A 12,650-nucleotide genomic window follows, 5' to 3' on the forward strand; every position below is an offset into this window, starting at 1 on the left:
CTTTAAATTTAAACATTTAAATTAAACACTTTAAATTAAACTTAGATGCGCTTCTCCAACAATTATTTGCGCACTTAATAGGAATAATACAATTATGGACTATAAACAATCACCAAAGGAACAGCCAACCGTTGGTACTCTATTTAAGGATGTTTATCGTCAAGCTCTTACTTTTGAAGGTTATGAAAGAAGACGTGAGTATAATCTCAAAATTGTTATTTCTTGGGGATTAACTCTAATTTGGTTTATTTCAGCTTACTTCCTGTCGTATTTTTTACTTCCATTTACTACTCTAGGGCAAGAACAGGCGAGTGCACTTGCATTAAGCCTTTTTAATTTAGTTTTTGCGGTAATTTGGTTGGCTTATCTCTTTAGTAATGCGGCTTTAATGGTACGTCGTCTTCATGATTCAGGTCTAAGTGGCTTGTATATTTTTACGTTTATCGTCCCATTACTCGGATTATTTTTACTTTTCTATCTCTGTTTTCGTCCCTCAAAGCGAGAAAATAATCCCTACAAAACTAAGCCTGCATACGAATACTATATCTATGATGATGAAGAATGGTTCAAACATGCCTATGGGCAGCGTAACAACTATAGCTTCCATGGTGATAGTCGTAAACATCAATAAAAAAAGTCTTGGTAGATGCACCAAGACTTTTTCTTATTTTAGTTTTTATTAATTAGTTTAGAGGCTACTTTTAATTAGCTACTGCTAAAAATTATACCTCTAATCTTACAATCTTTTACTTTTGCCTTTGAGGTTCGTCTTTGAGTTCTTCAAGCGACCAGCGAGATCTTACTTGATTACAACTAAACTCTTGCCCTTGAGCATAGGTTGGTTGACATTCTTGCGTCCCAAATAAGCGAATATATTTCGCAAAACCCGCCATCGCAATCATTGCCCCATTATCCACACAAAAACTTGGACGAGCGTAAAAGAATTTTACGCCACGACGATTAAATTCTTTTGAAAGCTCAGCACGTAGAGTTTTATTTGCCGATACTCCCCCTACCATTAAGATATTCTTAATCCAAAATCCTTGTTCTTGATGAATTTGCTCTACACAACGCTTAATTTTAATTAAAAAGGTTCTTACTACCGTATTTTCAAAAGCTTTAGCGACATCGGCTTTGTTTTGCTCGCTTAATTGCCCTTCGGGATTTTGAGCTTGGAGTTCAAGAATTTTATTTAAAGCTGCCGTTTTTAAGCCGGAAAAACTTAAATCTACTCCTGGACGATTAATCATTGGAGCGGCAAAACTAAAATCAGGATTACCTTTTTCTGCTAATTCTGAAAGTAAGCGTCCACCTGGATAAGGTAAACCTAAGAGTTTCGCCGTTTTATCAAAAGCTTCCCCTACGGCATCATCAACTGACTGCCCTAACACTTGATAGTGGTGATAATCTTGAGCATAAACAAATTGACTATGTCCTCCCGAAATTAACACCGCTAATAACGGGAACTCAGGTTTTTCATCCTCTAAAAAAGGAGCTAATAAGTGTCCTTCTAAATGATTAATCTCTATAGCAGGAATATTTAAGCCACGAGCTAAGGTTTTAGCGTAAGTCGCCCCTACCAGTAAAGCTCCAATTAGTCCCGGACCAGCAGTATAGGCGATTGCTGTAATCTGCTCAAGAGTTAAGCCCGCTTCTTTTAAGGCATCATCAACCAAAGGTTGGACACGCTTAATATGATCACGTGAAGCTAATTCAGGCACGACTCCACCATATAAAGCATGGAGATCTACTTGCGAAAATAATTGATTGGCAATTAAGCCACGAGCTCCATTGTAAATGGCTACTCCGGTTTCATCACAAGAAGATTCAATAGCGAGAATATTTACTTTCTCTAAATGAGGATATGTTGTTTGCATCATAATAAAGACGTCGCTATAAAAAACGACGATAAAATATCAAGTTAAAAGTTCTTTTCCCTGCCTATTATAACAAATTAATAATTCTCTCCCTAACAAGAAAATAAAAGCTCCTCTCTGGCTAATACCAGAGAGGAGTAGAAACATCTTGATTGACTCAAGATAGGTTAGTTGTTAGTTAATTCTGCTTTTCTTAAAATATTCACCTTGCCCTTTACTAATAGTATTTTCTTTACTCAAACTCAGTATGACCTCAATCTTATAGCCTAGCTCTGCAAGTCTATACCAAGCTGAGACAAAGTTTACTCGCTAGCTGAGCTTTCAAGAGTAGTTGTATTTAGAGTCTTAATCTCAGGTAAAGGTTGAGCATTCGGAGCAAACTCCCCTAAAGGGAATGCAAGACGACGAAGATCAAAATTATTTCCAATTAACCAAAATCTACGATTATCTGCAAAGATATCAGGTAATCTTACTCCACTAAAATCTATCCCTAAAGCAACAAACGGATCTAGTTTTTCACGAATGGTTAAGTTTGGATTTTCCGCTAAAATTGTTGCTTTATCTAAGAGCTTACCATTAACTCTTGGGATATACTCGATAACTCCCGTATTAGTAACAAAGACTACCGAGTTTTCTTTAGCTTGAGCAAGTGTAAAGAGGAGACGATCTAAACTTAGATTATTTTCCGTAACCACAAGAGTTTCTTGAGCCTTGGCAGTAAGATTTTGATAATTCTCAAATCTATTCTTAGTTAAAACTAAAGTTCCATTTAGCGCCGATAAAGCAAGATCACCTCCTTTAGCGGTCGCCGTAATATTATTAGCTTCTAAGCTCAGACCTGTAGCTCCTACTATACTTGCATTTGGGGTAGTGAGATTACTATTAGTCACCACTAAAGCTTGATTTGCTTCAAGTTTTACTTCCCTTGTCGCATTTAGGTTTGCGAGATTAAGGGTTAATTGCTTAGCAGCAATAGTAATGCCGTTTGCCTCTACCTCTAAACCAGTCAGATTTAGGCTAGAGTTTGCCACTAAAGTGAAGTCTGCACTTCCCTTCACTGTACCCTCAGCACTGGTTAAACCTACTAAACTACCACTTACCGGTATTCCAGCTTGAACTTTTAAATTATTGGCGGTTACTTGTTCAGCCTGTAATTCTACCCCGCCTCCAGCTTTAACTTGAGCCTGCTCTAGAACTAAAGTTGTAGCTCCGCTAACTTTTAAGTCAGAGTTTGTCTGCACTTGAGCTTGACTAAAGTTGAGGTGGTTAGGTATAGATGTTTCTGCAGTAACTTTCCAATTTTCATCAAAACTCGTAGCTCTAGTGACCGTTTTATTTGCCACTAGTGTAAATGCTCCATTTGTCGTAGTTATTTGGCTATTTGAGGCATTTAAGCTTCCGAGAGTAAGTTCTAGAGTTCCCGCTACTAATTTAGCATGAGCGAGATCCACTTGTTCGGCTTCAATTTGGGCTGTTCCCTTAATCGTAAATTCACTATTGTGATCTTGCAGTGTAGATAATTTTTGTGCAGTAGCGGTGAAGTTACCACCCCCTCTAAATTTATCATCAACCGATACGAACTCACCCCCTACCCTAAAGTTTATCTCTCCCATTTCAGTGCCATAAGTATTGGCTATCGAATCTAGATTCCCTCCTACACTTACCTTAATATTATCCAGCACATTAAAACTACTTGAGCTGAGGATAAGATCCGATTTCGTTTCTAAAGTAAGATTACTTAAATTAGAGGTGTTCCCCTGTTCAAAGGTTACCTTATCTGCGGTTACTTTTAAGTCACTGAGATTAATAAATTGATCATGAATAGAAATTAACTCTCCTTTTTCTCCGAGGTTAAAATTAATTTCTCCTCTCTCAGTCGTAGAGTAGTTATTATTTACCGAATCTCCTCTTATCTCCGCTCTTACATTAAAATACTTACCAATCTTAAACTCATTCTCTTGTATCCATAAGGTATTATTCGTTTCAAAGTTAACTTCATTGGCATTAATTTGGGTATCTATGACATAAGCTTGAGGAACTTGTAAGTTTAATTTATCGGTAGTTAACTTAGTTCCTTGATTTAAGCCTACTTTTCTTTCTGCCTTAAAGTTAAGATTGCCCGTTACTACAAACTCAGTACGATTCACCCCAATATTTTTACGACTCGATAACATTGCATTATTAGCGGTGAAATTATTTAGTTTATCTTGAGCAATAATCGCAATTATACCTTTGGTGGTTACATTAAAGTCACCAGCAGTAGCACTAACATTAGTATTGACCAAGGCAAGATTATTAACCTCAAGGTTTACATTTTTTGCCTTGGAAGTCAGACTAGCATTAGCAATAATTAAATCTCCTGCAATTGCTTCTTTACTTACATTACTGGTAACTAGACTCAGATTTTCTTGGCTCACTAAAGCAGAATCGTACACAAGAGCATCTCTTGTCCCGGTAACTACCGCTAAACCTTTACCTGCAATAAGATTAGCCCCTACCACTAAAGTATCACGATTACCATCAAGCGTTAAATCTTGCCCCGCCGTAACTGTAGCATTATGTACCACTACATCTTGCGCCGTTGAACGTAAATTAATATTGGTTTTTGCAGATAACTGCGACGCATTTGCTACAGTTATATCTTGAGCAGTCTCGACCAAGAGATAGCCCTCTCTTGCTCCCACATTAGCATTATTCGTAAAGGTAACACTTTGATTAGCCTCAAAAGAGACATTTCCTGCTCCCACAAAGGCCTTAGCCCCAGTTAAAGTTACATTGTTCCCTTTAGTTGCAACATCTGTTTTCGCAGTCACCGAAGCACTATTGATCGTTAGATCAGCTGAAGCAGTTAAATAAGCCTTACCTTGAGTAATTATTTCTGTTCCATTGGTCAGACTATTACTACCATTAATCGCATAAGCATAGAAATCACCAAAATCTTGATTACCGTTACTGGTCACCGTAATATTTACATTATCTAGAGCAAGATTACCTCCTACAAGAGCAGCTCTATTTACCTCTAAAACACTTGCATTATTTATACTCAGATTACTGGTAACACAGAACACAAGATTTTCTACTTCTTTAATGTGACTGCCGGATACGGTAACGGTTTTCGCTTCGATTCCAGGGAAACTATTAAGGAAGAGCAAATAACTTAGTTTAGAAATATTCGAATTGGTAATTTTAAGTTCATTTGCCACTAAAGTTAAACCATAGCGAGAGTCTCCGGTTACATTAGCATGATCAAATTCAATTTTAGAGTTTTTGTCCTCTGCTGAAGCTTGAGCAAAAAGACTAATATTGGTGGATTTTAATTTAGTCGATAAATCTTCATCTTTAATATATGAAACCTGCTGTTCTGTACTTGGGGTAACAAGATAAACCTCACCAAAAGTTCCTACCTTATTACTCGTAGCTTGTTTACCGGAAGCAATGTGCGAAGCATAAGTTGTAGAATTTACAATTTTTACTTCGGTAGGGTCAATAAGCCAAGATCCATCTGCACCATATAGACTACGGGTATCTACTTGCGTACCACTAACGCTTATCACTTTTCCTGAGGTTTCCACAAAACCACCTTTGCCCTCTACGGCAGTGGCAATAAAGTTTCCAGCAACATCAGCCTGATTCCCCCACACAATAATGGTTCCCGCATCACCTTGGGTTGTAGAAACATCAATGGTAGCTCCTTGTTGTACCGTAGTTTTAGCGGCTAATTTTACTGTACCTTTACCTTGGTAATCACCACCGAGGCGTACTTGTTCGCTAGCCGTAATGTGAGTAGCTTTTTCTGCCACCACTACATCAGCAAATACATCTACTTTTTGGGCTTGCACACCAGCATTAACTACCGCTAAACTGTGACTACCATCAATAGCTGTAGCTCCATAGAGTACTACTTCACCCGTAGCAGTTACTTTTACTCCCGAAACCGAAGAACTTCCTGACACAAGATCAGCAAAAGCTTGAGCTTGAGTATAACTATGAGCTACTTTGTTCCCTGCGAGATAAGCTTTCTTCGCAACAATTTCTCCTAGGTTTACCGCTTTATTCTCAGCGGTAACTTTATAAGAAATTAATGGATTATCTAGATCTTGAATAGTAATAGATTGCCCTGCTAAAAGGTAGACTGTCCCATTTTTAGCTTCGAGAACTCCATTATTCACTACCTTGCCACCCACTAAAGCAAGCGTACCATCTTCCGCAACCTTAATTACCCCTTGGTTAATTACTGAAGCTAAAGCTTGTTCTTTATCTTGTGAGAAAACATAGTTACCTTTGACAAAGTCTTCATTAATAAGATCTAGAGTTGAAGCTACTAAACCTGCTACATCTACTTGCGCATTTGCCCCAAATACTATCCCTGCAGGGTTAACGATAAATACTTTACCATTAGATTGGAGCTGACCGAGAATTTGCGATACACTTCCGCCCAGCACGCGGTTTAATACGGCTGAATTAGAATTTTCTTGGACGAACTTCACCAGTTCGTTACTATTGATATTAAATTTTTCCCAGTTAATTATGGCATGAGGAGAGTTAGTAATAGTAGTCACTAGACCCTCAGTAAGGGTCTGTACTTGTCCCGCTACTACTTGCATACCCGTACGCGCAGGATCGGCGTGGGCTAGAGACATAAATGCCGTGAAAGGAATGAAAAGAGTCGCTAACTTACCTAGTTTAAATAGTTTGCTACTTAAGCTAGTTGCTGATTGAGTTGAACCTGTTGTTGCTCTAGTTGCAAGTTCTGATACCGCCTCTAGTTGTTGCGTTTGTCTATTAAATTTTAATTTGTAAATTTTATTCATATCTTGCAGTTATCTCTAATCTTGCAAGAGTAAATTACTAAAAAAAACTTTAACTCTTACCTTAATTTGATCTCGATACCAAGAATACATAAGTTTTAATGTTGAAGGAGATATACAGTTGCAAGATTCACAAGAAACCTGAAACTGTATGCACTTGCTCCAAGAGTAATAAAGTTTTTTAGTACTTTACCTCTTACAAAAGCTTGCCAAAGAATAAAACTCAAACTAACTATAGTTTATAGTGAAAGTTTGGGTTAAATAAAGATATAACATAAAACCTCAAAAAGAACTTCCGCTTCTTTAAGCTTGAACAAAAACTTTGCTCTCGCTCTTTAGTTTCTAATTAAACTAAAATTAATCTTAGTCACAAGATTTTATTTATATCCTACCTCTGATTATAGAGCCAAACTTATTCCTAAAATCTAAAATTATTTAATTTTACAACTTTTACCAAATTTTTTATAAAACTTAGCAATAGTTTTTACACGAGAGTAAAGCTTTTATTTTTAGGATAATGAGTTTTTACCCTAAAAGAAGTCGCAAAAGTTACCAAAAAATCAGTAATAAACTCCAACCAAAACAACAATACTCTGCAATTAACTTAACAATTTATGCTCTCTCTTATAAATTTTAAAGATAACTAAATTTTAATAACCACTTAACCTTTGTGGCATTTCTCAGTTTGCTCTGCAAAACATTTCTCTTTCCCTAGCAAGCCCCTCCCTTAACTATCTTAACTTAATTATCAAGAGCTTAAAGTAAAAGCACTCTTAACTTGCTCCTTAATTTCTTGCACCTAAGCTTTATTTTAGGTTAAGATAAAAAGAACCATAATTTTGCTTTTATTTGTTTACATGGTTACAGCTTGGTCGCTTAACCTCTGATCACTGTGTGGTGCAGTGCTTACCTCTCATTTTTCCTCAGCAATAGAAAACATTAAGTTTCTCTTCAAGTAAACTCATCTCATCCTGTATTCGAGCCTCTAAGCTAAGTAACAAAACCGGTATCAACTAGGATTTTTCTTAAGGATTACCCTAAGCATTTCTTTTAATAAGACTTGCACCTAAAGCTTACTTCTTATTCTTCTTTGAGATGAAGTTTCCTTTCACTTTCCCGATTCATTTTTCCACTTTAATTATTTAACTCAATTTACGTAAATAGTTGTTTTTTAATTTGAAGCCCTACAAAGCTTTGATACAACTCTAATTATGACTTCTTTATCTAGAGCTTGGTTCTCTCTAGACTCAATACTTTTGGATATAAACCTCTAGCTAATTGCTATAGCTAATTCCGTAAATTAATTTAAGATCAATTTCCTTAAATAATTGCGTATTCTAAAACAAATTCTCAATCTTCAAGGAGCGGTTACTCCTGAGTTTTTTGATAAATAGAAAATTTCTTCTTACCTCTTAACTCTTTGGAGTCTCTATGTTCAAGAAATTTTCAAAATTAAGTTTAGCTATACTAGCGTTTACCGGATTTACCTCTTTTGCCCAAGCGGTAACTCTACCTCCAGGCGTAGTTTTGGCTAAACAACAAACCTTAAGTTTTAATTTAAATACCTATCCAAATACTCTTGATCCTACTTACATGTACTATGGAGTAGAGTTTCAAACCGGTCGTCCGGTATTTGATACTCTTGTACGTTTAGATAATCAGGGCAACTATATCCCTGCAGCGGCTAGCTCTTGGGAACAATCTGAGGATGGTTTAACTTGGATTTTTCATTTACGTCAAGGGGCAACTTGGCAAGATGGAGTAGCGGTAACTGCTGATGATTTTGTCTACGCTTGGCAACGTTTAACTGATCCTAAAACCGCTGCTCACTATGGCGACTATTTAGCGGTAGCTAATCTTGTCAATGCACGGGAAATTAATGAAGGGAAAAAAGATCCGAGTACCCTCGGAGTAAAAGCTCTTGATGCCTATACGCTCGAGATCAAACTAACTCAACCTACAGCTTGGTTACCCGAAATTTTAGGTTGGTTAAATACCGCTCCCGTACGTAAAGATCTAATTGAAAAATATGGGGAGGCTTGGACTAATCCAGAACATTTAGTAGGTAATGGTCCTTATAAAATTACCCAAGCGGTAGTTAATGACCACATGGTCTACCAAAAGTGGGATGACTATTGGGATGCCAAAAATATCTATATTACCGAGATTCGCCATGAGTTTATTAATAATCCAACCATGGCTTACTACAAATATTTAGAGGGAGCTTATCTTGTTGCCAATATCCCTAATCAGTTTCGTGAAAAAATGCGTCAAGAACGTCCTCACGAATTAACGAGAATTAGTACCTTAAATACTTCTTGGTTAACCATTAACCCGAAATATGTTCCTGATGCTAGAGTAAGACAAGCTTTATCGCTCCTCACTGATCGTCAAACTATGACGCAAAAGGTAATAGGATCTCATACTCCCACCACCACTTTAGTACCTTTAAGAATCCGTGATGGTCAATTAGCAACTCAAGCTCCTTACTTTGAACAACCACAAGCACACAATAATGCTCAAGCTATAGCTCTCTTACAAGAAGCAGGATACTCGGCACAAAATCCATTAAAGCTGACATTTTTAACTTCGACTAATCCCGAAGATGTAAAAATCTTTGTCGCTTTACAAGGAATGTGGAAACAGAACTCGGGCAATATCGTACAACTTGAACAAGAAGCTCTTGAAACTAAAGTATGGCAACAAAGATATCGCTCGGCGAACTTCCAACTCCTCATAGCAAGTTGGAGTGCCGATTTTGATCAGGCTTCGAGCTTCTATAATCTCTTTATTTCAAATTCTCCTTTTAACCAAGGGATGTATGCTAACCCTGAGTATGACCGCTATGTTAACTTAGCAAATAAAGAGTTAGATGCCCAAAAACGAGCACAATACTATGCTCAAGCGAATAGCATTTTACAACAGGACTTACCGGTGATTCCTCTATGGCATGTGCAAAACCAAATCCTCAAAAGCCCTGCTCTTGGAGGCTACTACACGGAGAACTTTATCCGCTATTATCGTGATATGTATTTAGTAGATGTAAAAGCTAGTAAACCCCAACTAGCCAAGAATGAAAACAAATAAATTTACGAGCTGAGAACTAGGAGTTTAGTTCTCAGCAATCCAAACAAGTAAAATCAAATAAAACCAAAATTATGTTCAAACTTTCTTTATCTGCTTTAGGGGCTAGTTTAATGCTCCTAACTCAAGCAACTCTAGCTTCAGAGATAAATGGAGCAAAACTTGCTCCGCAACAAGAACTACGTGTAGCTTTTCCAGCTTCTCCTGATACTTTAGATCCCAATTATCTAAAATATAGCGCCGACTTTCGTACTCTACGACCGGTGTTTGATACTATTTCCCGCTTAAATAGCGAGGGGAAATATGTTCCCGTAGCAGCACAATCTTGGCAAGTAAGCGAAGACGGTCTAACTTGGACTTTTTATCTCCGTAAGGAAGCCAAATGGCAAGATGGCAAACCGGTAACTGCCCAAGACTTTGTCTACTCTTGGCAAAGACTTACCGATCCTAATACCGCTGCTCCTTTTGGGGACTATCTTGTTAATGCCAATATTCTGAATGGCAAAGAAATCTATGCTCGTGAACTGCCTCCAAGTGCTTTAGGCGTTAAGGCTCTCGATGCCTATACACTCGAAGTAAAACTCACTGCTCCGGTAGCTTGGCTACCGGAGATGCTTTCAACTCCAATTACCGCTCCTATACGTCAAGATCTCATTGAAAAGTATGGGGAACAATGGACAAAAGTAGAACATCTCGTTGGCAATGGACCTTATAAGATTAGCTCTTATCAGTTTAATGAGCAGATGACTTATACTAAATGGGATGACTATTGGGATGCAACTAATGTACATTTAACGCAAATTCGTCATGATTATACTAAAGATACCAATGTCTCTTATATGCGTTATCTAAGTGGAGAGTATCTCTTCAGTGAAATCCCTTCGCAGTATCTCGAAAAAGTACAACAAGAACGCCCACAAGAGGTGTATAAGGTGCTTGCTGGACGTACGAGTTATTTAGCTTTTAATCCTTTTCGGATTGAACCAAGAGTACGTCAAGCTCTCTCATTACTTACCGACCGTAAACTCTTAACGAGCCAAGTTCTCAAAGCTCATATTCCGACTTCAGCTTTTGCTTTTCCCTACTTAGCTGACCTCGAAATCATTGAGCAACAAGACTGGTTTAAGAATAGTCAAAGCACTAACAATGCTCAGGCACGAGAATTACTGAAAGAGGCGGGCTATACTCCTGAAAACCCTCTAGTAATTACCTTAAGTCAGCCAATTAGTAATGAAAATAACAAGCTCTATGTTGCAGTAGCTAATTTATGGAAAACTGGTTCACAAGGAGCAGTAATCCTCAAACAAGAAGCTCTTGAACCTGTAGCCCTCTATGCTAAATACCCTAAGCTAGATTATGATTTTATCTTTGCTACTTACGGGATGGACTATCCGCAAGCTTCTACTTTCTATAATATCTTCTTGTCTTATAGTCCGATTAATAATAAACGTTGGCAAAATCCGCAGTTTGATCAATTATTGCATCAAGCAAATACCACTATCGCTAAAGAGCAAAGACAACAGCTCTATGCTCAAGCTCATGAACTGTTAATCAAAGATAGCCCTTTTGAACCTCTATGGTACCCCGAGAATCTTATCCTCAAAAAACCTGAGCTTGGCGGGTATTACACAGGATTAGCTTTAAACTACTACCGAGACATGTATATTCTCGATCTCAACACTGAGAAAAATCGCTAGGCTTTAAGTTTAAAGTTTTTTCGTAAAAACTTTTTTGAGTATAAAGCTTTTTTAAGTTTAAAACTTTATAAATTAAAAAGCTAAAGCTTGATTTACTCAACAAAAACTCAACTCATAACAATTTTGTATATATTTGTTTTTTTAGAACAGATCATTGAATCTAAATTCTGTAGAGCAAGAGATCTTTCTTGCTCTTTGTTTTATAAAATTTTTATAAAAAATCTAGCAATAAACCTGATTTTGTGATAATCTATATCTAATAAAGCTTTGTGGTTATTGCTTTATCTTACATTACTGTTTTTGGTTTTAAGTAATGTGATTATGTTTATACACAATTTGAGTTTATCTTGATTTAAAGAATTTATTTTATTTCTTAAGCCAAGCGTAACTCCGTAGAGAACTGTGGTGGTTCTCTAGTCGATAATTGTAGTATTTCCGATATTATTTGTTTGAATTTTAAAGAAAGTTTTAAGTTTGTAGTTAGAGGAAAAAATCCTCTAACTTTTTTTAATTTTCAAAAATCCGAATTCCTGTTTTACCTCTTGCTAACCACAAGAGGAGCTTCAAACAACTATTTAAACTTTCTTTTAATTTCAACCAATTAAAAGCGTTCATTTTTTTTACCTCTATATTTTTTGTTTGAAGCGCTCAAGGCTAGACTAAGTAACTTAGTTTAGTCTTTTTAGCTTTTTATTTTTAGCTTTTTGCTCTTTTAAACTTTTGATATTTTTAGCTTCTAGGCTTTTTGTCTTTTTAAGATTTTTAGTCTTTATAAACTAGCATGACCCCCATAAGTTGGATCAAGCTATTTTTAGTCTTGATCACTCTTCAAAGCTTGACTCAAAAGGAATTAAAACCTCTACAAACATTAGGTTTACTCTCGCAACATAAGCTTTACTTCTCTTGCTTTCCCTGGTAATTTCCTCTTGTTTATGAGGTAGATAAAAAAATTAAATTTTTTCTTCTAAAAAGATAGTTTTTTTATTTTCCTTTATGCTAATATATAAGTAGGTAGTTTCACTACTGATATTTAAATGGTTTTTTAAGGACAGAAAGATTAAGATTATTTAGTCTATTTGTGGCTAGACGCTTTCCTCAAATAGTTTCTTTTTAACTATATTCATGGAGGATTTACTATGGAACATGTGAAACATTTATACTCAGAAACTAAAAAAGTTAAAGTA

5 protein-coding genes are annotated in these 12,650 nt (G+C 36.6%); 3 read left to right on the forward strand and 2 right to left on the reverse strand.

The annotated features are described in order from the left end of the window. Positions 1 to 94: 94 nt before the first annotated feature. On the forward strand, positions 95 to 631 hold the full coding sequence (locus tag CKF59_RS01060) for a DUF805 domain-containing protein (RefSeq protein WP_119534133.1): 537 nt from the start codon (positions 95 to 97) through the stop codon (positions 629 to 631). Positions 632 to 746: 115 nt separating this feature from the next. Here the strand turns inward: CKF59_RS01060 and tsaD are convergent, their stop codons facing one another. Both tsaD and CKF59_RS01070 read right to left on the reverse strand, forming a co-directional pair. Beyond that, positions 747 to 1,877 (reverse strand): tRNA (adenosine(37)-N6)-threonylcarbamoyltransferase complex transferase subunit TsaD, encoded by a 1,131-nt coding sequence (gene tsaD / locus CKF59_RS01065; protein WP_119534137.1) that lies wholly within the window; start codon positions 1,875 to 1,877, stop codon positions 747 to 749. A 302-nt stretch (positions 1,878 to 2,179) separates the two neighbouring features. Then, positions 2,180 to 6,688 (reverse strand): two-partner secretion domain-containing protein, encoded by a 4,509-nt coding sequence (locus CKF59_RS01070; RefSeq protein ID WP_119534134.1) that lies wholly within the window; start codon positions 6,686 to 6,688, stop codon positions 2,180 to 2,182. Between the two features lie 1,428 nt (positions 6,689 to 8,116). Between CKF59_RS01070 and CKF59_RS01075 the strand changes: the two genes are divergently transcribed. After that, positions 8,117 to 9,772 (forward strand): peptide ABC transporter substrate-binding protein, encoded by a 1,656-nt coding sequence (locus CKF59_RS01075; RefSeq protein WP_119534135.1) that lies wholly within the window; start codon positions 8,117 to 8,119, stop codon positions 9,770 to 9,772. Positions 9,773 to 9,843: 71 nt separating this feature from the next. Beyond that, positions 9,844 to 11,466 (forward strand): peptide ABC transporter substrate-binding protein, encoded by a 1,623-nt coding sequence (locus CKF59_RS01080; protein ID WP_119534136.1) that lies wholly within the window; start codon positions 9,844 to 9,846, stop codon positions 11,464 to 11,466. The last annotated feature ends 1,184 nt before the right edge of the window (positions 11,467 to 12,650 follow it).

The sequence above is a fragment of the Psittacicella gerlachiana genome (assembly GCF_003585965.1).
GTDB lineage: Bacteria > Pseudomonadota > Gammaproteobacteria > Enterobacterales > Psittacicellaceae > Psittacicella > Psittacicella gerlachiana.